The 22425-nt window shown below is 39.7% G+C and carries 22 protein-coding genes; 4 read left to right on the top strand and 18 right to left on the bottom strand.

The annotated features are described in order from the left end of the window. Positions 1-10: 10 nt before the first annotated feature. From ACWICE_RS08725 to ACWICE_RS08715, 3 genes are all read right to left on the bottom strand, one after another. Positions 11-760: a sulfite exporter TauE/SafE family protein gene (locus ACWICE_RS08725; protein WP_454298115.1), complete on the bottom strand. Its 750-nt coding sequence runs from the start codon at positions 758-760 to the stop codon at positions 11-13. Positions 761-1038: 278 nt separating this feature from the next. Next, on the bottom strand, positions 1039-1569 hold the full coding sequence (locus ACWICE_RS08720) for a GNAT family N-acetyltransferase (protein ID WP_454298114.1): 531 nt from the start codon (positions 1567-1569) through the stop codon (positions 1039-1041). Positions 1570-1623: 54 nt separating this feature from the next. After that, positions 1624-2601 (bottom strand): alpha/beta hydrolase, encoded by a 978-nt coding sequence (locus ACWICE_RS08715; RefSeq protein ID WP_454298113.1) that lies wholly within the window; start codon positions 2599-2601, stop codon positions 1624-1626. Positions 2602-2809: 208 nt separating this feature from the next. Between ACWICE_RS08715 and ACWICE_RS08710 the strand changes: the two genes are divergently transcribed. Continuing rightward, on the top strand, positions 2810-5338 hold the full coding sequence (locus ACWICE_RS08710) for a DUF1549 domain-containing protein (RefSeq protein ID WP_454298112.1): 2529 nt from the start codon (positions 2810-2812) through the stop codon (positions 5336-5338). 14 nt (positions 5339-5352) lie between these two features. Further along, positions 5353-6774, top strand: coding sequence for a DUF1501 domain-containing protein (locus tag ACWICE_RS08705; protein WP_454298111.1), 1422 nt, complete (start codon positions 5353-5355; stop codon positions 6772-6774). Between the two features lie 48 nt (positions 6775-6822). Here the strand turns inward: ACWICE_RS08705 and ACWICE_RS08700 are convergent, their stop codons facing one another. From ACWICE_RS08700 to ACWICE_RS08690, 3 genes are read right to left on the bottom strand one after another with little or no spacing between them, the layout of a single operon-like run. Then, positions 6823-7638, bottom strand: coding sequence for a glycoside hydrolase family 16 protein (locus ACWICE_RS08700; RefSeq protein ID WP_454298110.1), 816 nt, complete (start codon positions 7636-7638; stop codon positions 6823-6825). Positions 7639-7686: 48 nt separating this feature from the next. Continuing rightward, positions 7687-7920, bottom strand: a complete 234-nt coding sequence (locus tag ACWICE_RS08695) for a helix-turn-helix domain-containing protein (RefSeq protein ID WP_313258658.1) — start codon at positions 7918-7920, stop codon at positions 7687-7689. Between the two features lie 30 nt (positions 7921-7950). Beyond that, positions 7951-8682 (bottom strand): hypothetical protein, encoded by a 732-nt coding sequence (locus ACWICE_RS08690; RefSeq protein WP_454298109.1) that lies wholly within the window; start codon positions 8680-8682, stop codon positions 7951-7953. A gap of 226 nt (positions 8683-8908) precedes the next feature. On the opposite strand from ACWICE_RS08690, the gene mgrA reads away from it, so the two are divergent. After that, complete coding sequence (gene mgrA / locus ACWICE_RS08685; RefSeq protein ID WP_185217139.1) at positions 8909-9937, top strand: L-glyceraldehyde 3-phosphate reductase; 1029 nt, start codon at positions 8909-8911, stop codon at positions 9935-9937. A 130-nt stretch (positions 9938-10067) separates the two neighbouring features. Here mgrA and ACWICE_RS08680 read toward each other — a convergent pair whose 3' ends face one another. Together ACWICE_RS08680 and ACWICE_RS08675 are read right to left on the bottom strand one after the other, a co-directional pair. Continuing rightward, positions 10068-11597 (bottom strand): CotH kinase family protein, encoded by a 1530-nt coding sequence (locus tag ACWICE_RS08680; protein ID WP_185217140.1) that lies wholly within the window; start codon positions 11595-11597, stop codon positions 10068-10070. Positions 11598-11802: 205 nt separating this feature from the next. Then, positions 11803-12594: an NIPSNAP family protein gene (locus ACWICE_RS08675; RefSeq protein WP_454298108.1), complete on the bottom strand. Its 792-nt coding sequence runs from the start codon at positions 12592-12594 to the stop codon at positions 11803-11805. Positions 12595-12772: 178 nt separating this feature from the next. On the opposite strand from ACWICE_RS08675, the gene arr reads away from it, so the two are divergent. After that, positions 12773-13195, top strand: a complete 423-nt coding sequence (gene arr / locus ACWICE_RS08670) for an NAD(+)--rifampin ADP-ribosyltransferase (protein ID WP_454291790.1) — start codon at positions 12773-12775, stop codon at positions 13193-13195. On the opposite strand, the gene ACWICE_RS08665 is transcribed toward arr, so the two are convergent. From ACWICE_RS08665 to ACWICE_RS08620, 10 genes are all read right to left on the bottom strand, one after another. Next, on the bottom strand, positions 13192-13674 hold the full coding sequence (locus ACWICE_RS08665; RefSeq protein ID WP_454298107.1) for a hypothetical protein: 483 nt from the start codon (positions 13672-13674) through the stop codon (positions 13192-13194). The two genes, arr and ACWICE_RS08665, sit on opposite strands and share 4 nt — an antisense overlap. Positions 13675-13706: 32 nt before the next feature. Beyond that, on the bottom strand, positions 13707-14951 hold the full coding sequence (locus ACWICE_RS08660) for a tetratricopeptide repeat protein (protein ID WP_454298106.1): 1245 nt from the start codon (positions 14949-14951) through the stop codon (positions 13707-13709). A gap of 195 nt (positions 14952-15146) precedes the next feature. Further along, a complete protein-coding gene (locus tag ACWICE_RS08655; protein WP_185211566.1) occupies positions 15147-15473 on the bottom strand; it encodes a hypothetical protein in 327 nt (108 codons plus the stop codon). 130 nt (positions 15474-15603) lie between these two features. Further along, the gene (locus tag ACWICE_RS08650) at positions 15604-16272 is read right to left on the bottom strand and encodes a LuxR C-terminal-related transcriptional regulator (protein ID WP_454298105.1); all 669 of its coding nucleotides are present in this window, start codon (positions 16270-16272) and stop codon (positions 15604-15606) included. Further along, positions 16272-17054: a sensor histidine kinase gene (locus ACWICE_RS08645; protein WP_313258675.1), complete on the bottom strand. Its 783-nt coding sequence runs from the start codon at positions 17052-17054 to the stop codon at positions 16272-16274. The genes ACWICE_RS08650 and ACWICE_RS08645 overlap by 1 nt, the downstream gene beginning before the upstream one ends. Next, complete coding sequence (locus ACWICE_RS08640) at positions 17000-17656, bottom strand: hypothetical protein (protein WP_185217146.1); 657 nt, start codon at positions 17654-17656, stop codon at positions 17000-17002. The genes ACWICE_RS08645 and ACWICE_RS08640 overlap by 55 nt, the downstream gene beginning before the upstream one ends. 21 nt (positions 17657-17677) lie before the next feature. Then, on the bottom strand, positions 17678-18403 hold the full coding sequence (locus ACWICE_RS08635) for a hypothetical protein (protein WP_454298104.1): 726 nt from the start codon (positions 18401-18403) through the stop codon (positions 17678-17680). A 284-nt stretch (positions 18404-18687) separates the two neighbouring features. Beyond that, the gene (locus ACWICE_RS08630) at positions 18688-19851 is read right to left on the bottom strand and encodes a Gfo/Idh/MocA family protein (protein ID WP_454298103.1); all 1164 of its coding nucleotides are present in this window, start codon (positions 19849-19851) and stop codon (positions 18688-18690) included. A gap of 56 nt (positions 19852-19907) precedes the next feature. Beyond that, positions 19908-20672 carry an SDR family NAD(P)-dependent oxidoreductase gene (locus ACWICE_RS08625; protein WP_185211562.1) on the bottom strand — a complete coding sequence of 255 codons (765 nt, stop codon included), beginning with the start codon at positions 20670-20672 and terminating at the stop codon, positions 19908-19910. A 20-nt stretch (positions 20673-20692) separates the two neighbouring features. Beyond that, the gene (locus ACWICE_RS08620; protein WP_454291121.1) at positions 20693-22399 is read right to left on the bottom strand and encodes an IlvD/Edd family dehydratase; all 1707 of its coding nucleotides are present in this window, start codon (positions 22397-22399) and stop codon (positions 20693-20695) included. Between the last annotated feature and the right edge of the window lie 26 nt (positions 22400-22425).

Raw genomic sequence — 22425 nt, 5'->3', positions numbered from 1 at the left:
TTTATTTCTGCTACCAATATTTTATCAAAACATTTATTCCAGCAATTAATACAAGAACTGCTGTCATTCTTTTTACAATCAAAGGATTCCATTTGATGGACATCCTCGATCCTAACTGTCCTCCTAGCAATACCGAAAGACATAAAATTCCGATCCTTGAAAAGTTCATCTCGACTGATAGTTTTGAGAACTGACCGGCAATTCCAGATATGGAATTTATCAAAATAAAAACACTTGAGGTTGCCGCAATTTTCTTGGCGGTATCCCATTTAATCAAATTGAGGAGGGGTGATAAAAATATTCCTCCACCAATTCCGACCAAACCAGACAAAAACCCTATTCCGCCTCCTAATATACTGTTTTGAACTACACCTGTCTTGCCCTGGTCTGTCCGCTCTGCTTCAAATCTATTCCCTGTCTGGAGCCATAATAAAATTGCTGCTATCACTAAAGTAATTCCCAAAATCATAAAAAATGTTTCTTGGCTTAATTTCATGATAGCTCCTAAATAGGCCATCGGAACACTGATCAATGTTAATGGCAAAATTTTTCGCCAATCAACTTGATTATTTCTGATATAAATGATCACTCCACCTACAACCACGATTACATTGCATATCAGCGCAGTAAGCCTGATTTCCTGATACGGCAAACTGTACATGGCCAAAACCGCCAAATAACTTGAGCCTCCACCAAAGCCAACTGACGAATACACAAAAGCAATCATCAGAAAGATCAGTACGAGTTCCCAATGCTCCATCTTAAACTAGTTTATTAAAAGTTTTAATTGTTGAATGATAAAACCTAATGGTTTTTAGTCCATTCAATTTAATAAACTTTTATGGGATTCTATCCATAATTTAGGCTGAGCTTTAGTATATCCAAAACTGATAATATGAATTTTTTAAAATTGATGGAAATATCTGAATTTCGTTCTGACCTCATTCGAGACACATTCGGAAAATTCGAACTGGATAAAATTATTCTCGAATATGTCTCGAATGAATCTCGAACCAGGTTAAAATAATAACTCCTTTTTTAACCAAATTCTGCAGGATAAACCACGGTCCCATTTATATGCTTTAATGTTCCCTCGCTTAGCTCAATTACAAAGCAATTCTCATCAGGTACGTCAAAAGGCAATCTAATTCCAAATTCTTTTGCCAGCCGATATCCAAACCTAGGGTAATAATCTGCATGCCCTAAAATAACGATGGAACCATATCCTAGTTCTTTGGCTTTTTCATGGGAAGCATGCATCAATGCTCCAGCAATACCTTGTCCCTGATAAGCGGGCAATACTGCAATAGGAGCCAAAGCCAAAGAAATAAAACTTTGGTTTTGGCTGTTTATGATGTTGATTTCTGATAATAGGACATAACCTACAATCTTCCCTTCCTTTTCCGCAACGATGGAGAGTTCTTCCCTAAACGAATCAGATTGCCTTAATCGATCTACCAAATACTGTTCTTGATGATCGCTCATGGCTTCTTCATGGAATGCTTTCTCTATTAAATCAAAAACGAATGAATAATCATTTTCCTCTTCTTTTCTAATTTTCAGATCCATATAATTAATCAGTTAATGATTCATTCAAGATATTGAATTTTACCAAAAATTCCACTAACCAAATAAAGCATTCTTAAGACCTAAGGCAGCCTGTTCTGTTGAAAATTTAACGGCTTCAATATGATCCAAAGGATTTAACAAGCCATAATCATGGATAAAGCCATTGTAGGTCTGGATGGTTGTAGGCACACCCGCTTCATCCAGTTTTCTGGCATAGGCCAAGCCTTCATCATATAGAATGTCATTTTCAGCCAATTGAACCAATGCAGGAGGTAATCCTTTTAATTCATCGATGCTGGCATTGAAAGGTGTGGCGTAATATTCCTTCCTTTTGCTTTCATCCGGCAGGTAATTATCCCACATCCATTTCATCATATTGGAAGTAAGGAATCTTCCTTCTGCATATTTTTTCCAAGAGTCGCGGTTGAAGTCTGCGTCGGTCACTGGCCATAAGAGCAATTGAAACTTGATCTTTGGTCCTCCTTTGTCCTTTGCCATCAAACAGGTAACTGCGGTCATATTCCCGCCAACACTATTTCCTGCAATAGCTAAATTCGAACCATCAACCCCTATTTCATCGCCATTCTCGGAAACCCATTTTGTAGCTGCGTAAATTTCATTGATGGCGACAGGATATTTCGCTTCAGGTGAAGGTGTGTAGTCCACAAATACGGCCGCGGCCCCAGAATTGATCACCAAATCACGAACCAGACGCTTATGGGTTGGGTAATCACCCAATATCCAGCCACCACCATGAATAAAAATAAAAACTGGCAGCTTTTGATCTTTGCTTTGCTCAGGTTTTACGATATGTATATTGACGGTGATACCATCTTGGGTAATTTCTCTTTCAGACTCCGATATACCTGAATAATCAACTTTCACTGACTTTTGGGCGTCTACCAAAACTTGACGGGCATCCTCTGGAGAAAGGGTCTCCAATGGTTCGCCCCCGCTATTGTTGAGGCCATCTAAAAATTCACGGATTTGAACTATGATTTGTGGATCTTTTTCTGCTTTTTTTTCTGACATAGTAATAGTGTTATGATTTATAAAAATGAGGTCACGATAGAACCTTCGTAACAATTAGATTATAGAAATAACAAATAAACCAGCAAACTGTTGGACAAAGCTGCTAATTACTGATTTCCATAGATTTCATGCCATGATGGTGCAGGATGGTCCTTGCCAATTATTTATTAACTTTAGTTAAACACTGGTCATCAATAAAGGACCAATCATGTATAAACCGAATTGTCAAAAGATTTTTTATTCCTATAAATCCGCATTCCTTGTTGTGGGTTTCATGCTCTTGTTTTTTGTTTTATCGGCCCAAGAAGTTGCTGTTGAAACTATCGAAAAAAACAAGGTTGAAGCGGATCCATGGTGGGGATGGGTATTTTTAGGAAGACTCCATCCTATGCTGGTCCACTTTCCGGTAGCCTTGATATTGGTTGCTGGCTTTATGGAGCTGGCCAAACTCCGCACCTTTCATTCAAACCTACGGACAGGAACCAATTGGCTGATATTTATTGGAGCAATTTCTGCAGTAGTAGCCGCAGGCTTAGGTTTATTTCTCGCCAATACAGGCAGTTATTCTGGAGAGACCTTTGAATGGCATCAATGGTCGGGCATCAGTACCGCCGTTTTTGGAACCATTACGGCCATTGTTCTCCTGCAGATCATAAAGCAAGGTAAAAATAGCCTGATTCCTATTTATCGCACCTCACTCCTTTTAACGGTCTTAAGCATTTTTATGGCGGGACATTTTGGAGGATCATTGACCCATGGCCAAGATTATCTATTGAGCAGCACTCCATGGGCTCCCCAAGATGAAAACCTGGGTAAAATTGCTGGCGGCGTATCATCTGCGGATTTTGATTTTGCCTCCTTTTCCACGGATTCCGATAGTTTAACCACAGAACAGCAGGTCAATCTTAACCTGGCTGTCCGAACGATATTTGCCCACCATTGTTTTCAATGTCACGGCAGTGATAAAACCGAAGGTGAACTACGTCTTGACCAAAAAGAAATGGTCTTTAAAGGTGGTGAATCGGGAATAGTCATTCAACCTGGGGATTCTGAACATAGCGAGTTGCTACGCAGGGTCTCTCTGCCTCCCGGCCATAAAGAAGCTATGCCGGGAAAAGGAAAACCCTTAGGTGAAAAGGACATCGCCATTATCAAATTATGGATTGACAAAGGAGCCCCTTGGCCAGATAATATCAAAGGAATCTTCCCGAATGCGCCATTAGAACCTCGAAAACCAGCATTGCCTCCAGTAGTTGCCGGAATGGAAAACCCTATTGATCGTCTGGTGAATTCCTACTTTGAGAAAAAAGGAATTCAATGGCAGAAACCTGTGGACGATCGAACCTATATCCGTCGGGTTTATTTCGATCTGATTGGCTTGCCACCTACGGATCAAGAAATCAAGAATTTCATCACCGATGACAATACCGATAAAAGAGAAAAACTGGTCACTAGTCTTCTTTCCAAGGATCGGGAATATGCAACGCATTGGACTACCTTCTGGAATGATCTATTGCGAAATGACTATTCCGGTACAGGCTATATCACTGGAGGAAGATTCAATATATCAGATTGGTTATTTAAATCCTTGCAATCCAATAAGCCCTATAAGCAATTTGCCATGGAATTATTGGATCCTACGGAGGAATCCAAGGGCTTTATTAAGGGTATTGCTTGGAGAGGTGCAGTAAACAGCAGTCAAACTACCGCTATGCAGGCTGCCCAGAATGTTTCGCAAGCCTTATTGGGTGTAAACCTGAAATGTGCTTCATGCCATGACAGCTTTGTCAGTGATTGGAAGTTAGACGATGCCTACGCCTTTGCAAATATATTTTCGGAAGAACAGTTAGAAATCAATCGCTGTGATATTCCCACCGGAAAAATGGCCGATACAAGGATGCTCTGGCCGGAATTGGGAACGATCAACAAAACAGGCAGTGTGGCAGAAAGGTCCAAGGAATTGAGCCAATACTTGACCCAACCCGAAAATGGCAGACTATACCGGACCTTAGTGAATCGGATCTGGGCGCAATTAATGGGCAGAGGAATCGTTTCGCCAACGGATGAAATGGATAAGAAGCCTTGGAGTGCCGATTTATTGGATTGGATGGCGGTAAATTTTGTCGAGGAAGGCTATGACATCAAAAAGCTGCTCTACCTCATCACAACTTCAAAAACCTATCAATTACCTTCCATAGGGCTGGAAGACCAGAGTACTATCAATGCTCCAGATTTTGTCTTTAAAGGGATTTTAAAAAAGAAACTCACCGCTGAACAATTTTCAGATGCCCTGAGCACATTGGTTTCACCTGTATATACCGTGGAAGCATTGAAATATAATCCGCTTGCTGATCCCAAAGCCTACATGCATGCCTCCAGCTTTGTAAGAGCGGCCTTGGTCCAAAACGACCCATTCTTAACGGCTTTAGGACGACCAAGCAGGGAAAACGTAATCAGCTTGCGTGAAGGCCATGTGACCTTATTACAAGCCATGGAACTAACAAATGGCACAAAATTAAACGAAACCTTGATCCATGGCGCCAAGAAATGGGTGGCACAGTATAAAGATCCGAATGAACTGATCCAAGCTATTTACGGGCAAACTTTAGGTAGGAAGCCAAGTACCGATGAACTCAAGATTGCCAATACCCTATTTGAGGAAAAACTGGAAGAGGGATCGGTTCAGGAGCTACTTTGGGCGATCGTATTACTTCCGGAATTTCAATTTATTGAATAATAAATCTATAGATCATGAAACTGAATTATAACAGAAGGGATTTTTTGCGTACTGCCGGTGTTGGGACCTTGGCAGCTTTGGCTGCTGGCTCTCCCCTTTCTGCATTATTATCCTCCTGTTCAGGCAATATGACAGGAACTGCTGATTCGGTAGTTCTTTTATGGATGGCAGGGGGAATGGCACATACCGAAACTTTTGACCCAAAACGATATACCCCATATGAAAAGGGCCTTGACTCCAATAAGGTATTGAGCACGTTTAAATCTATCCCCACTGCATTGGATGGAATTGAATTTTCTGAAGGCTTGGAGTCAATTGCTGCCATGATGGATAAAGGAACCCTGATACGTTCATACATGGCTGCAGATTTAGGTCATATCCTGCATTCTAGGCATCAATATCATTGGCATACCTGCTATGAACCACCCCAAACGGTTGCTGCACCACATATAGGTTCTTGGATCGCCCAGGAATTGGGGCCGAAAAACCCCGTAATACCCGCCTTTATCAATATAGGGCAACGTATGACCGTAGGAGAAGCCGAGGAGCTAAAAGCTTTTCATACGGCCGGAATATTGGGCAGTGAATTTGGTCCTTTTATGATTCCGGATCCTTCATCTGGTCTAGATTCTGTAAAACCACCCGCGGGCATGTCATTCAGTAGGTTCGAACGCCGCAACCAATTGTACAATGAACTCTTAGGGAAAAACGCTATCGGAGACCTTGGCAGTGATTACCAAAAGGAATCCTTCAAGCGGTCCATGGAGCAGGCCTACAGGCTGCTTAAATCTCCGGAGGCAAAGGCCTTCGACCTATCTGAGGAGCCTAAAGAAACGTACGATATCTATAACACGGGTAAATTTGGATTAGGCTGCCTGATGGCTCGCAGATTGGTGGAACAAGGTGCCCGTTTTATTTCGGTGACCAGTGAATATGAACCTTTTATGGGCTGGGATACCCATGAAAATGGTCATACCAGAGCCAAGGACATGAAGAAACTGATTGACGCTCCAATCGCTCAATTATTGAAAGATTTGGATCGTTCGGGACATTTAGACCGTACCTTGGTGATAATTGCCAGTGAATTCAGTCGCGACATGGTGATGGAAGGAAGACCAGGTGCAGAGGTTTTGCATCAAGTTGACCAGCCGGATATCATCAACGACATTAAGAATTATGGAATGCACAGGCATTTTACGGATGGGAGTTCCATCCTCATGTTCGGCGGAGGTGTCAAGAAAGGTTTTGTTTATGGCAAAACAGCAGATGAAAGGCCTTGCAAAACGATTGAAAAACCTATTCGTATTGAAAGGATCCATCAATCCATTTACCATGCTCTTGGAATTGATCCGCAAAAAAATGTGGTGGTCGAAGGAAGACCTTTCTACACTACACCTGACGGTGTACACAAAGCTGAATTAGAACTATTTATATAATAAAAAGCCATGATATAAAATTATCATGGCCTATTTTATTGGGTTCACCTAACGTTGATAAACCCTGACATAATCGATGACAAAATGATGTGGGAATAACTTATCATCTATTCCTTTCTGCCCACCAAGTCCCCCGCCTATAGCTAAATTGAGTAGCAAGTGAAATTTTTGGTCAAATGGCCATTCAGCTGCTGTTTTTCCATCATTCTTAAAAGTGAAATAGAGTTTCTTATCAGCAAAGACCTTAATTTCATTGGCATCCCATTCCAAAACATAGGTATGAAACTTTTTATGAGCATCGGGCAGGAAGGTGGATTTTCCTTTGTGGGTTCCAATGACATGGTTATAGCTTTCTGTATGGACGGTACCCAAGACTGAATCAGGATGTGAGCCTACATATTCCATTATATCGATTTCACCACTCTTTGGCCAGCCTCCATAGGTGTCTGCTGAGGGCATCATCCAAATAGCAGGCCAAGTACCACGTCCGGTAGGAACCTTTGCTCTAATTACAAAACGTCCATACTTCCAATCCCCTTTATGTAAGGAGCGCAATCTCGCTGAGCTATATTTCTTATTATCAATTTCCTCACGCTTCGCTGTAATGGTCAAGAATCCATTCTTGACATACGCATTTGACGAGTCCTTATCAGTATAATGCTGTGCTTCATTGTTACCCCAGTTATATGCATTCCCCTTGGTATCAAAACTCCATTTTGTGGAGTCCGGCAGCCCTTCATAATCGAACTCGTCTTGCCAGACTAATTTCCACTTCTTGCTCTTCTTTTCCATTTGCTGAGAAAAAGCATTACTGCTTAAAATGGAAAAAAGGAGTAACAGGGTAATATTCAGAAAGTTTTTCATAACGCTTTGTGTTGATATAACAAACATACACAAAGTATTTTTCCTTTTTTAGGATACAAAGTTATTGCCCATTCTATTGGTGAAATTACTTGGACGAAGACCAAAATGTTTATGAAAGTCCCTGGAAAAATTGGACTGTTCAGAAAAGCCGACCATGTTGGCAATTTGGGAAACCGTAAACTTTTTAAGTAAGATTAATTCGGCAGCTTTTCCCAATTCAACCAATTTTATGATCTCATTGGGTTTAAGGTCCGAGAACTTGCTAAGCTCCCCATACGCCATGCATCGGGGAGCTTCTCTTTTCTATTACTTTTAGTTTTCACCAACAGAAATCTTGCTCTGTTTTTTCTCAGACACATTTTTGTTGATTAAAAACAACTCATCTCCTCTTAATTCATAGGTATGGTCCTCAGTCCAGTTCCATGATGTTGCATCCCTCAGATTTATTCCATTAGCTTTAAAAGAAACCAATATTTGATTGCCCTTTACCTCTAGATTAATTTCATCAAACGTATCTTGAATAGTTGCTCCATCAGGTGTTGTAGGACAGTTTTTTAATTCCCCCAGGATCTTAGGTTCTCCCCGAAACCATTGCCTCAGAAAGTCCATTTGCTTGGATGAACATTGATACCCAAGATCTAGAGCCCAGAGGACCTTACATTTTAGATTGCTCCTATCTTCCTTGGCTTCACCATCCCAAGCACATTCATTGCCGACAAAGGTTGCTATCAATCCTAAAACAGCTTTTTCAGGATCTGAAATGGTCTTGATGTAATCTTCATTCAGAACAATACTGCTAACATCTGCCTTCACTTCCTCATTATATTTCTTTTCTCGCCAGAGAAATTTAACTTTCTTATCTGACAATTGAAGATTTCCCGGATTTTTATCCGTAGTTCCTCCAATTGTATCTTTTGTTACCGCATCGGTACTGTCTGACAATGCCTCATTAGTCTTCCCTTGCTGATTATTTTGAGTACAAGATTGGATAGTAAATGCCAGAAAAAGGAGCATAAACATGCTTTTTGAGAATATTTTCTTCATGTTATTAACCATTAGTGATTCCTAAAAGTCAGAAAAATTGCTTTAAATTAAAAATCATGGTCTGTATGTTTAGGGAAAGAGAAGATAGAATAACCTTAACATGATAATGGCATTTTATAGGCTCAAAACCAGCAATAAATGCTAAATTAGTATTGTTCTAAAGGCGATTCTTCTCGAAATATCATCCCTTGGAACGAAAACTCAACGTAATAAACTGATAAAAACCATGGACTGGAAACCAAAAAGTGATCGTTATGATAAGATGATCTATAATCGCTGTGGTAAGAGCGGCTTACATTTACCGGCGATTTCCTTAGGATTATGGCATAATTTCGGAGATGACACGCCACACAGCAAAAAGGTCGAGATCTGTACCACAGCATTTGACCTAGGGATAAACCACTTTGATCTTGCGAATAATTATGGCCCTCCAGCTGGAAGTGCTGAAATGGCTTTCGGAAAGATTTTAAAAGAAGAGTTTGCCGGCCTTCGGGATGAATTGATCATTTCTTCCAAAGCTGGCTATCAAATGTGGCCAGGTCCATATGGTGAATGGGGAAGCAGAAAATACCTGATAGCTAGTTGCGATCAATCCTTGAAAAGATTGGGATTGGATTATGTTGACATTTTCTATTCCCATCGTTTCGACCCTCATACACCATTGGAAGAGACAATGATGGCCCTGGACCAAATAGTGCGCTCTGGAAAAGCTTTATATGTTGGTATTTCTTCCTATAATGCGCAAAGGACAAACGAGGCTTATGATATCCTAAAGTCCCTGGGTACTCCATTTATTATTCATCAACCTAGCTATTCCATGTTAAACAGATGGGTTGAGGAGGACGGATTATTGGACACTTTGGAAGATTTAGGACTGGGTTCAATTGTCTTCTCTCCTCTTGCTCAAGGAATGTTGACGAATAAATATCTAAATGAGGTCCCTCAGGATAGTCGTGCGAATCAGGATAAATCCTTAAATAAGAATTTCCTTTCAGAAGAAAACTTAAAAAACATCTGGGCATTAAATGAAATCGCCGCAAACAGAAACCAGACCCTAGCACAGATGGCAATCTCCTGGGTATTGAAAAAAGGCAAAGTAACTTCTGCCTTGATTGGCGCAAGTAAAGTCCAACAGGTAATAGATTGTGTCGGAGCAATAAAAAATCTTGAGTTTACCGATGCTGAATTAAGGCAAATCGACCAGTATGCAAAAGATGGCGGAATAAATATCTGGCAACAATCAGCTGAATTATAAAAATCTTAAATTTCAAAAGGCTTCAACGAGGTTGAAGCCTTTTATTCCATTCAAATCAAATCCCTTTTCGGAACAACCGAATCCTACTATTATTAATCGGGTTACTGATTATACATTACCTATTTTAAGGCTAGTCAAACTGAGGCCCATTGATTACCCCATCCAGCCATGTTATTCTTTTTGACACATAATTACGAACAAAATTCACATAGTCTTGATGGGTTACCCCTACATACCAACTTTGATTGATGTTTTTGCCCAAAACATCCCAGCGTTTAAAATTATATTTCTGACTATAATTGATCTTTTTAGCCCGCTGATCTATAAACTCAGGCATGGACTCCATTTTCGATTTTACTTCTTTCCAGCGTGTTCTCACCAATTTCTTGAAATCAGGATCTATCATTAACTTGTTCATCCATGCTCTTGGCTCATGAGCCCTTTGGAGCATCATTACCTCTTGGCTATTACCGAGACGCTTATCATTATTAAAGGCTAGATCAAAATCCCACACTGGACCTACATAAATCTTGGGATCCAAACTGCTCTTCTTGTACATTCTCATACTCCAAAGCATATCCGAATTACCACATAACTCATTAGCCAGATAGTAATTCACAAAACTTGTTAAATCAAAATAATCTTGATAATTTGAATTTGCTTGATCTCCTATTTTGTACAGACTGTTCTCAAATGTTCCCACATACTTGGTGATATAATCCAATTGGGCAGGAGTAATTTCATCTTCATCGGGAAATTTCACTGTTATCGGCATATTCTGATCGGTAATAAAATGTACCGGTTCAGAATAGGCATATCCATCACCTTCAAGGATAAAACCCCCATTGTCCTCATCGATGGCTACCCTATCGCTCCCCTCTTTGATATGTTCTGTTAAAGTATAATTCCCCATAAACTCCCCATTTAAAAACAGTTCTACATATTGTTGTCGAGGTGAATAGCCCATATCTAATCTCTTGCTGACCTCAAAGGCTATTTCATTACGTAATAGCGATTGATCGCCATAATTGGCCAATAATGCCCAACTTTTATCAGCTGGCATACCCAATAGGGCAGCCTTTTTATCTAACTTAATTCTATATGGCTTTTTAGGCATTCCCCAAGTAGAATTACCTCGGCCTTTAACTTCCGTAACACCTTCATAAACGACCTTTCCTTCAAAGCCAGTTGTTATTTTTAGGCTACCGCTGACATAATCATCTTTGCTTTCAATCGGCTTTCCATTGGTAGAGAGATAAATAGCAGGAATCCCTGTATCAACAAATTTGACTATATAGCTTTTTGTTTCACCATTTTCAGCGGCGAATGTATATTTTACCAATTTAGAAAAGTCCTGTTTACTCTTTCCGCTGGTCTGCTCAACATTATCAACCGTAACCTTAGCACCTATATGTTCAAAGTCAGGAACCAATGCCTGAACATTTGTACCTACTAGGGCATGGGCAAAAATGGTATCGCCTATGATCTCTGTTTCAATATCAAACAATAAGCTTGTCTGTTTATCAGTATCAAAACCGAAACTAACCAACTCATTTTCTGTAGATAATTCAGGTGAAATCTTATCTTTCTGGCAAGATAGAACCGTAATAAAGAAAAATGTGAAATACCAATAATGAATAAAAGGAATCTTTGTTCTCATAAATAGTGAATAATTAGGTGAAATACCAAGTCGGGAAAAAGGATTAGAGGTCAATTTTCAAACCCGGATTTATAGTTTTACAGATTCAAAATCTCTGTAAAAAACAAAAGTCGTTTTATAAAAATATAAAACGACTTTTGTTTAAACAAGTGAACCCAATAGATTTATTAGCACTGGTTTTTTTGGAAATATCAATGTTCTAAACTTAATAATCAGAATAAGCAGTAGGTGTACATAAGATAGTCACGTTTTTAGAAACATTGTTCTGATATTGCGGCATTTCACTCATCGGCTTATAAAGCGGTCCAAAAGCTTTCCAATGCTCATCACGGTCAGCCATATTCTCAAATGTTGTCAAATACATCAGGTTAGGCATTGTACTCCCAGCGATAACCTGGCCATAGAACACAGCATTGAAGTTCAATTTCTTAAAAATATCGATCTCTCCATTATTGAACATGGAAACCTTATTGGCAGCCAGCTTTTCAGTTGGACCTTCGTAGCTTCTTAATTCATATACCCTTTCACTCTTATCAGATTTCAGTTTAGGTAATTCCACAAATGGCATTCCATCAAAGGCACGCATCAAAATAGTTTCTATTCTTTGAAATGGCGGATTGTTATGTGCTAAATCTAAATATGACTTTCCATCTTCCTGATATTGTTTATCCTTTTCCAAATTAACATCCAACATGGCAAAGTTTTCCAATCTATCGGAGTAAGTTAGGACATAAACCAGTTTATCAGCATTTTCATTATTCTTCAACGGTTTAAAAACCGCAACTTTCTTAAATCCAAACTTATGCAGAGCTGGCAAATAGGCATTACTGAGATATTGATCTAATTGTTGTTCTTGATGGGCCTGCTGAAAATGATAGACTTTAAGTTGGATGTACATGGTTTTTGCTACTGCAGATGAAGCACTTTGCAGCAACATACAAATCAGGACAGTAAGAATAGAAAGCCGGCAAAATACCGAATGGATTGATTTAGACATGTTATTTGACATAGGTTTAGGACCCTTCAATTTTAAGGAAAAAGGTCGGTTTGAAATAAATTATTGGATTAAAGGATTTCCTCTAAAGCAAGATAAAGATAATTATTTTTTGAAATAATATGATGAAAAATAAAGCGTTCTAAAGAATATAAAATCCTAAAAATTAAACTTACTATTCATGTATGCTAAAGACTTGAAAAAAGGCAATTACGGCCCGTTTTATCATGGCACAAAAGCCGATTTAAAAGTTGGCGACCTCCTGACTGCTGGAAGAAAATCAAACTACCATCCAGACGTAATCATGAATCACATCTATTTTACCCAGCAGGTGAATGGTGCGGGATTGGCAGCTGAACTAGCTCCTGGAGATGCGGAACCTCGTGTTTACATGGTAGAACTTACTGGCGATTTTGAGGATGACCCAAATGTTACCGACAAGAAATTCCCCGGTAACCCTACCCAATCTTACCGTAGTACAGCTGCATTGAAAATCATAGCTGAAGTTACCGATTGGCCCAGGCTCAGTCCAGAAGAATTGCAGCGTTGGCGGGAAAACCTAGCAAAGATCCACAGAGACCCGAATGCGATAATTATCAATTAATCCTTCTTCTTGTCCTTTAATCTTACTGTCTTAAAAATACGTTTGGCCAATTCCTGCTGTTGAGCATTTAGGGAGTCCGCCGTCAGCGTTAAAGAATTCTGCACCTTTTCCTCTACAGTCTCTGGCATTCTTCTGACATGGATGCCCGTAATACCAACCACAGACTCCTTCGGCCAAAGCACCTTACTGTACAGGTGATACGAACTGTCCTTATCCACATAATATTGCATACTTTGTTCTCTCTCATTCAAGCTATTGGAGTACCAGCCATAATCAAAATAAAACTTGATACTATCCCCTACGACATGGCCTACATAGGAATCAATTCCCTGCATCTCTACCTTTTTGAAATCGGCAGGAAAATCAAATTCATACTCCCCAATTTCAATGGTATTACTTAGCTTTTGCTGATCTGTTTTGTTAACAGAACAAGAACTTAAAAATAACAGGCAGGAAAAAATCAGGAATTTGATCTTCATGATATTAAAAGTTGTGTTTCCTACAATAATAGCTAATTCTGACTTTTTGTTTCCAATTCATTTGCTTTTTCAAGATCAGCCTCAGCTTCTGTGGTCTTGTTTAATTTCTTGTACAGGCCAGCTCTCATCCTGAATACCCTGTAATCTAATGGGTTCATTTCAAGGGCTACATTATAGTCTTTCAATGCAAGATCAAACTTATTTAGGGCTTCATAATTATTTGCCCTAAGAAAATAATAGTCATAAAAGTCAGGATTCATTTCTATGGCCTTATTCAGGTCAGCTAGTGCCTCATTGTACATTTTATTGGCATTATATACTTTCGATCTTCTAAAATAAAGTTCCTCTTCCGAAGGTTTCATCTCAATGGCTTTACTGAAATCCTTTAAACTCGTTGTATAGTCCCCCATAAAATAATACATCGTCCCTCTGTTCATAAAAGATTCATATTTCCTAGGATTAAAGGCAATTGCTTGATTTAACTCTTTTACGGCCTCCAAATATTCCTTCGTTCTCCCAAAAATATAGGCACGCCCAAGATAGGCCGGCTCAAAAGTTGGACTAAGTTCACTAACCTTGTAAAAGGCACTAAGGGCTGACTTATAGTCTTCCATCACTGTCTTAACGAGTCCTTTCGTAAAAAAAGACGAACTGTTTTTCGGATTGAGTGCAATGGATTTCTCCGCATCTTCTAAGGCTCCTTCAAAATCCTGAATGATGAATTTGGCGTTTGCCCTTTGATAATAGGCTACTGAGGAAGTGTCAGACAATGATATCGCCTGAGTAAAATCCGCAATGGCATCATCAAATTCACCAATATCTGTTTTGTATTTGCCTCTATTGATAAAACAAGGCACACAATCGCTTTCAACCTTAATGATCTCATCATATTCAGCGATGGCAGCATCAATATTATTCAAAACATAATAGGTTTCTCCTCTTAACTTAAGATATGGACCGGTATTGTTGGGCTTTAGGCTTAGACCCGAATTGATGGCATCCATAGCCTTTCCATAATCCCCATTCAGATAATAGGCTGCCGCAAGATTAAGGTAAATGGAATCTACCGCTTTCAAATTCAAGGCTGATGTATAACTTGATATTGCCGCAGAATACTGTCCGGCATCATATTTCGCTTTCGCATCCCGAGAATGCTGAGTAATCTGAGCATTGACAGCCTCTTGCGCATAGCCTAAATTGGAGAACAGCAAACAAATAGGCATGCAGATGAGAAAAAACAAATCAGCATTTTTCCTCTTTTTAGGGTTCGTTTTCATTGGTTTCTAATTGGTTACAACATCAAATGTAGGTAATTTTCCTTTCGCATTTTACGACCTTCCATCAAAAAAAAAAGTTCCTAAACTGACCGTTAGGAACTTTAACATTATTACTTAGTTAATAAATTACTCAGGCAAAATAATTAGCTGCTCAGAGCCTGAATAAACATGGTATGGTACATTTGAATATGGGTATCACCCATAGAGGTTGATCCGTTTATTATCCCGAATTGTATTTTCGAAAATATATAGGGCATCATCGATAAACTTGCTTTTGCAAGCGATCATTTTCTGAAATGCAATCTTTATATTTCCTTCCAAGTTCGCTAGATTATCCTGCCAATAGTTCTCGGCCCTGACCTTGATTTCTGCATGTCCAGAATTCAGGTCTTCTAGATAATCATTGTACAAAAATTTATAAGCTACAATACTGTTGATGTAATTGGTCAAATTTGGATCGCAAAAGGTAGATCCTTTTGTCTCTACATTTGCTTCTGGTTTCTTATTCAATTCACGTGTCATAACAGATTGGTCTTAGATTCTTAGCAATTAACTATTTTATTGAACTTGATACCTCAAAGTTAATGAACCTCGCCCCTGTTTTTTAGAGCACAAAAACGGCAAGTTGCAATTAGGTATTTATACGGAATGCTTATTTCTTGGGAACGAACAATTCATTCGCTAAGGCATAGATCACCAGACCAACGGTGTTTTTAAGCCCCAATTTATCCAGGATTCGCTGCCTATGACTTTCAACGGTCCTTTTGCTAATGAATAACTGTTCTGCGATTTCAATATTGGTATATTCCTCACAGATCAATCGGATGACTTCAATTTCTCGGTCGGTCAATTGGTCCTTCAGGTCAAAGGATACCTTCTTATTGGGATTATTGAGGTATTGGTGCAGCAATTGGTAATCTGAAGCTGTAACATACACTCCAGTGTTATACACCGTTTCTAGGGCCAGTTGCAATGTTTCAATATCAATAACTTTAGGTAGAAAACCTGAAACCCCCAATTTCAGCATATGCCCAATCATATTAGACTTATAATGGGAGGATAAAATCAAGATCTTCACTTTAGGAAAGCTTGGCAAGAGTTGCTCCACGAGCACCAAACCTGAAATGGGTTCCATCTGAATATCCAAAAGCAAGATATCTGGCAACTGGTTTTCATCCATGGCCATGAAATCAGCGATTAGGGTACTTGGGTCTGTATTCTTATAGATTACCTGACAATTAGGGATCTTTCCTATCAGCATACTCAGTCCCTCAATAAATAAGGACTCATCATCCATCAATGCAATTTTCATTTCACTCATTATACCGCCATTTTTGGAAACACCATCATCAGCCGAGTTCCCTTGCCCAGAGCCGAACTCAATTTGGATTTACCATCCAATAATTCTACCCGATTGCTAATATTGGAAACCCCCATCCCATTAGAATTTATCTTTTCAAAGCCCTTCCCATTATCTTTTAAGAGAAAACTGAGAAAATAATTGCCGTCACGGACCAAGATCGAAATCTTATTCGCTTTAGCATGTTTTATGGTGTTGCTGACAAATTCCAAGATTACCCGATAGATCTGAACTTCAAAATCTAAGGGTCTTTCCTGATACTTTTGATGCAGATAAAGTTCCACCTCATATCCAATCAAATTTTGCTTCAATTCCTCCAAGGTCAAGATCAAGCCAAAATATTCTAGGTTCACGGGATACATCCGGTGCGAAATCTCCCTTGCTGAATCTATCAGCTGTTCAATCTTGTCACTCAGGCCTACATATTGCTGAGCCTCAATCTGATCTTTGTTGGAAATTAAATTCAGTTTAAGCACCTGCAATTTATTGCCAATTTCGTCATGCAATGTCCTTGCAATCCGTTTCCTTTCCTCCTCCTGCGTTTTGATGGCAAGAGCCTTCGTCTCCGTCTGAAACTTTAGCTCCTGTTGGTGCCGCAGATCATTCTCTTCCTGGATTTTCTTGTAGTATTGATTATACAGGACGATCACAAAAAGCACAATCATTATGGCCAAAACCAATAAGATGATTATCTCATAGATTTCGATGTAGATTTTTGAAACGAAAAAAAGTAATACAGACATACGGCATATAAGCTACAGGACAGAATGTTGTTTATTGACCATAGATAGCCAGCATACTCGATCTTTAGGTTACTCAATTGATTTAAAATCAAAAACAGTATAGTCGACACAAAGTAATAGAGCAATAGGGCAAACAAAACATGGAAGAGACCAGGATTATTCACTTTAAAATCCGATTTCAATGCATGCAATAAACACCTGCCTAATTCAAAAACTATAATAATATTGGAGATTGGTTTTATCCATTTCATCCAGGTCACTACCTGAATGAAATTATGAATAGTAGCAGCTCCTATTAAAAATAAAAACAGTGCCAGGTAAACCATGGACAGCCTGCTTTTCTTAGATACAATACTATTGGTAAAATTCGTTAATAATAAGAGTTCACCGGCAACAAAAATATTGAACAAAAACTCCGTTTTCCCTACGGAGAAAACATAGATCAACAGTTTCGAAACAAGCTCGATCCCCAAGAGAAAAAGAAGGAAATACCTAAGGTTTCTTGCTGGGGTACTGAACTCAAAATGGTACTTAATATTCCAAAGACTCGCTAGCAACAACATGACATTGGACAAACCAATTGTCAAGTAAAAAAAGAGCATAATTAAATTTCATAAAATGGTTTAACCACCTTTTGGTTTACAAAATGGTGGACAAGGCTGCGACCAATTGTACAAATTCGTCTGGATGGAATGCAATTTTGAATTTCCCAAAACTGTCCCTTCATGATGGACGAAAATAATGGTTGGTAGCACCTCTGAATATATTTTTGAATATTTTAAAGCAAATAAGCCTACAATATCCCGATTTCCACCCTCTAGATCCTCTATCGGTACATGGAATAAATTGAAAATACTTTCCCCTTTGGTTTCCTTGATCTGTTTAAAAAACCAATCAGCCGACTCATTTCTCCAGTCCTCAACCTGCTCCAATATCGTATCCTGACATTCTATCTGATGTTGATATAGGGGCTGTGTCTCCTCAATGACCCGTGAGGTAACCTTTAGATCACAGGATAACACCGCTACTTTCGTTTGGGTCTTGACCTCCTGCTCGACAAATTTTATTTCAGCCTCCAATGGACCTAAATAGGAAAAAGGATATTCTTTTAGCTCAATCTCATTGCCTGCTTTATCTAAAGGATAGAATATCACGATCGCTTTATCATCATGTATACCCATTTTGACAACAAAACATTCGTTTTCATTATTCTTCAGAACCCAGCTGCTACCCTCTTCAGTTACAGAAAACATGAAATGAGGAGGAAAAACCCTCAATATTTCATTTATATTGCCTTTCGATGATTGCCATTGCCTTATCGAAAGCTGGCATTCCTTTCTGTTTAGCATAATTGATCAGTTTAGAGGCTTAAAGATAAATAAAAATTCATGCTATTCTATCAAATTAACCAATAATAACAATTACAACAAACTGATTATTAATAATTTATAAAATTTTTATTATAGAAATTATTTAATAATTTAAGATTATATTTCAGACTAAAAATTAATAATTAATCCGCTAAAATACAATGAAATAATTCATGTTTTTATGATATAATTTTGGCTTATTATTTTAAGCGGAAAAACGGGCAATAAAAAGAAAAAACTCATCAAATGATGAGTTTTTTGTATTAAAATGCTGTCCATTTTGCTTCGGACTCATTGGATTCCAAAACCCGATCAATAAATAACATACCTCGAATACCTTCTTCAATATCTGGATAAGCTGGAAAAGCGATTTCTGCATGGCTGCCTGTGATCTTTTGTAACAATCGAGCTGCAAAAGATTGGTAGATATTGGCAAAAGCTTCAATATAGCCTTCTGGATGTCCTGTTGGAGTTCTGGTGAATGCTCCAGTTGCCTCGCACATCTGATATACCTGGTTCCCGCCAGTCCTATAAATCTGAATCGGTTGATTATCCCATTTGACAAACAGGGAATTAGGCTCTTCCTGTTTCCATTCCAATCCTGCCTTTTCCCCATAAATGCGGATTTTCAACGCATTTTCTTCACCAGTAGCCACCTGCGATGCACTTAATACACCCGTGGCGCCATCCTCAAATTTCAACAGGACATCACCGTCATCATCGATGACGCGATCAGTTCCATAAATATTCAAATTGGCACATAGATGTGTTATTTTCAAACCAGAAATATGTTCTGCCAAATGTGCCGCATGGGTTCCAATATCACCCATACATCCACTTTTCCCACTTCTTTGCGGGTCAGTACGCCATGCTGCCTGCACACTGCCAGAATTCTCTATCCCCTTGGTCAACCAACCTTGCGGATATTCCACAAAAACCTTGCGGATCTTGCCTATCAAACCTTTTTCAACTAAGTCTTTGGCTTGTTTAACCATGGGGTACCCCACATAAGTGTGGGTCAGGGCTAACATTAAGCCCGTTTCTTCCACTACTTTTGCCAAGGCCTTAGCTTCTTCTAAGGTAAATGTTACCGGTTTATCGATTACGACATGGAAACCATTTCTCAGAGCGAGCACAGCTGGTTCAAAATGGGCATGGTTGGGTGTTACTATGGAAACGAAATCCATCCTGATATCCTCAGGCAATTCCTTTTCCTTTTCGATCATTTCTTGAAAAGAAGAATAAACACGGTCTGCCGGCAAGGCCAAATCTTTTCCGGATTGGGCAGAAACCTCTGGCCGCGAACTGAATGCTCCGCACACCAAATCAATCTTCCCATCCAATAAGGCTGCAGAACGATGTACTGCACCAATAAAAGACCCTTGTCCCCCGCCGATCATGCCCATCCTCAACTTTCTGTTTTCCATAATCAATCTGTTTTTAACTTTTACACTGAATTTATTTTCATAACCTATTTTCATTCTCAAAATGGGGATGGACTTACAGCAGACCAACCACCATCTACCACTATCGTCTGTCCCGTAATATGTCTTGCCTGTTCACTGACCAGGAAGAGTGCTGTCTGCGCAATATCGCTTGGATATGCCGCAGAACCAATTGGTGTCAAATGAGCCCAGGTCTTTTTATATTCCGGATCCTCCATGGTCCTTTCGGTCAAGGTTGCCCCTGGGGCTACGGCATTGACATTGATCCCATAAGGGGAGAGCTCCAAGACCAAGTGTTTCGCCAATAATTCTACCGCAGCTTTGGTCATTCCATAGGCTGCAAGCTCCTTATGGGCCTGATGCCCTGTCACCGAAGAAGTAAACAGAATGCTACCTCTCTTCTTTTGTTCAATAAAATATTTACCGGCAGCTTGGGCCAAAAAGAAAGTGCCACCAATATTGACCTGTAGCACTTTATATAAATCTTCCGCCTTATACTCCAGGAAGCTCCCAAACAAGGTAATACCAGCATTGGCCATTACCACATCTAAAGTCCCCGTCTTTGATACTGCAAAGTCAACAAGGTCCTTGTTAAAGCTAGCTTCAGACACATCGCCTGCAAAGGAATAACAGGTGCCGATTTCATTGAGTTTGGCGGTAGCTTCATCACACAAATCTGGATCTACATCATTTAAAATTACGGTAGCCCCTTCCAAAATCAAACTTTTAGCTATTTCAAAGCCAATGCCTTTACCAGCTCCCGTAACGATTGCAGTTTTATTTACAAATCTTTTTTGTTCCATATAATTTCTTTTAACCCCTGTTAATGGGAATCTCGAAGCACCTCACTACCAGAACCTCCTTTTAGAAAGTCCAGATCTGCTCCTAAATGAGCCTGCTCCACATGGTCCACATATAACTTACAATACCCACGGGTAAATTGATTGAGATTTAATTTTAAATTTTTCCTTCTACTATCCAATTCTGCATCATCTAGCAATAGATTCAATTTCCTAGCTTCCACATCCAACTCGATCAGGTCCCCATTTTGAACCAAAGCCAAGGTACCCCCTATGGCAGATTCAGGAGACACATGCAAAACCACCGTACCAAAACCGGTACCACTCATACGCCCGTCCGATATCCTGACCATATCCGTCACTCCGACATCGAGCAACTTCTTTGGAATCCCCATATTGCCAACCTCAGGCATGCCCGGATAGCCCTTTGGGCCTACATTTTTCAGGACTAAGACCGAATTGGCATCGACATCGAGATCATCCGAATCTATCCTTTTCTTATAATCTTCAATATCTTCAAAAACAACAGCTTTCCCCGTATGCTTCATCAATTCAGGTGTTGCAGCTGAAGGTTTCAAAACAGCCCCATTCTCACAGAGGTTCCCCTTGAGGACTACAATACCTGAAATAGGATTGAATGGGTTTTCTTTCGTCGAGATCACATCATCGTTCAGGCTCTTTTGGTCTTGTATATTCTCGGCAACGGTCTTTCCACTGACCGTTAAAATATCAGCATGCAATGAACCTTTGATACTGTTCATCACAGCCGGTATACCGCCCGCATAATACAGGTCTTCCATGAAATACTGTCCCGAAGGTTGTAGATTGGCAACCAAGGGAATATCTTTCGAGAAATGATCAAAATCTTCCAGGTTCAAGTCCACGCCAATCCTACCAGCAATGGCCATCAAGTGAATAGCAAAATTGGTAGAACCACCAATAGCGGCATTCACCTTGATCGCATTCTCAAAAGCTTCGCGTTTCAGGACATCGGATAATTTCAGGTTTTCCTTGACCATTTCAACAATCCTTCTTCCCGACATCCTAGCTAACACCTTTCTTCTGGAATCTGCGGCAGGTATTGCCGCATTGCCTGCTAAGGTAATGCCTAAGGATTCTACCATTCCGGCCATGGTTGACGCTGTTCCCATGACTGCACAGTGGCCAATACTACGGCACATCCCTGCTTCGGCCATATTCATCTCTTCTTCAGATACCAGTCCTTTTTTAGAGTCATCTGCAAATCGCCAAACATCACTGGTCCCGATATCCTTACCTCTAAATTTACCGGTCAACATGGCTCCACCTGAAACCACAATGCTCGGAAGATCCACACTACAGGCTCCCATCACCAATGAGGGTGTTGTCTTGTCACAGCCTACCAATAACACAACTCCATCCATCGGATTCGCACGGATGGATTCTTCGACGTCCATACTGGCGAGGTTCCTGAACAACATAGCGGTTGGCTTCATCAAGGTTTCCCCCAAGGACATCACCGGAAACTCAAGCGGAAACCCTCCTGCTTCCAGAACGCCTTTTTTAACTGCTTCTGCCAAATCACGTAGATGGGCATTGCATGGCGTCAGTTCTGACCATGTATTACAGATGCCTATTACAGGCTTTCCTTCAAACATATCTGCTGGAATACCTTGGTTCTTCATCCATGCACGATAGATAAAGCCATCCTTGCCTTTTCTAGCAAACCATTCTTTGCTTCTTAGTTTCATATGTCGTAGCTTATTGTTATCAATAG

Source organism: Sphingobacterium sp. NPDC055346 (genome assembly GCF_053645235.1).
This window is presented reverse-complemented; position numbering and strand designations above follow the sequence as displayed.

Coding starts and splice junctions, on each gene's coding strand:
- ACWICE_RS08725 (WP_454298115.1), bottom strand. CDS start 760: ATGGAGCATTGGGAACTCGTACTGATCTTTCTGATGATTGCTTTTGTG.
- ACWICE_RS08720 (WP_454298114.1), bottom strand. CDS start 1,569: ATGGATCTGAAAATTAGAAAAGAAGAGGAAAATGATTATTCATTCGTT.
- ACWICE_RS08715 (WP_454298113.1), bottom strand. CDS start 2,601: ATGTCAGAAAAAAAAGCAGAAAAAGATCCACAAATCATAGTTCAAATC.
- ACWICE_RS08710 (WP_454298112.1), top strand. CDS start 2,810: ATGTATAAACCGAATTGTCAAAAGATTTTTTATTCCTATAAATCCGCA.
- ACWICE_RS08705 (WP_454298111.1), top strand. CDS start 5,353: ATGAAACTGAATTATAACAGAAGGGATTTTTTGCGTACTGCCGGTGTT.
- ACWICE_RS08700 (WP_454298110.1), bottom strand. CDS start 7,638: ATGAAAAACTTTCTGAATATTACCCTGTTACTCCTTTTTTCCATTTTA.
- ACWICE_RS08695 (WP_313258658.1), bottom strand. CDS start 7,920: ATGGCGTATGGGGAGCTTAGCAAGTTCTCGGACCTTAAACCCAATGAG.
- ACWICE_RS08690 (WP_454298109.1), bottom strand. CDS start 8,682: ATGAAGAAAATATTCTCAAAAAGCATGTTTATGCTCCTTTTTCTGGCA.
- mgrA (WP_185217139.1), top strand. CDS start 8,909: ATGGACTGGAAACCAAAAAGTGATCGTTATGATAAGATGATCTATAAT.
- ACWICE_RS08680 (WP_185217140.1), bottom strand. CDS start 11,597: ATGAGAACAAAGATTCCTTTTATTCATTATTGGTATTTCACATTTTTC.
- ACWICE_RS08675 (WP_454298108.1), bottom strand. CDS start 12,594: ATGTCTAAATCAATCCATTCGGTATTTTGCCGGCTTTCTATTCTTACT.
- arr (WP_454291790.1), top strand. CDS start 12,773: ATGTATGCTAAAGACTTGAAAAAAGGCAATTACGGCCCGTTTTATCAT.
- ACWICE_RS08665 (WP_454298107.1), bottom strand. CDS start 13,674: ATGAAGATCAAATTCCTGATTTTTTCCTGCCTGTTATTTTTAAGTTCT.
- ACWICE_RS08660 (WP_454298106.1), bottom strand. CDS start 14,951: ATGAAAACGAACCCTAAAAAGAGGAAAAATGCTGATTTGTTTTTTCTC.
- ACWICE_RS08655 (WP_185211566.1), bottom strand. CDS start 15,473: ATGACACGTGAATTGAATAAGAAACCAGAAGCAAATGTAGAGACAAAA.
- ACWICE_RS08650 (WP_454298105.1), bottom strand. CDS start 16,272: ATGAGTGAAATGAAAATTGCATTGATGGATGATGAGTCCTTATTTATT.
- ACWICE_RS08645 (WP_313258675.1), bottom strand. CDS start 17,054: ATGTCTGTATTACTTTTTTTCGTTTCAAAAATCTACATCGAAATCTAT.
- ACWICE_RS08640 (WP_185217146.1), bottom strand. CDS start 17,656: ATGCTCTTTTTTTACTTGACAATTGGTTTGTCCAATGTCATGTTGTTG.
- ACWICE_RS08635 (WP_454298104.1), bottom strand. CDS start 18,403: ATGCTAAACAGAAAGGAATGCCAGCTTTCGATAAGGCAATGGCAATCA.
- ACWICE_RS08630 (WP_454298103.1), bottom strand. CDS start 19,851: ATGGAAAACAGAAAGTTGAGGATGGGCATGATCGGCGGGGGACAAGGG.
- ACWICE_RS08625 (WP_185211562.1), bottom strand. CDS start 20,672: ATGGAACAAAAAAGATTTGTAAATAAAACTGCAATCGTTACGGGAGCT.
- ACWICE_RS08620 (WP_454291121.1), bottom strand. CDS start 22,399: ATGAAACTAAGAAGCAAAGAATGGTTTGCTAGAAAAGGCAAGGATGGC.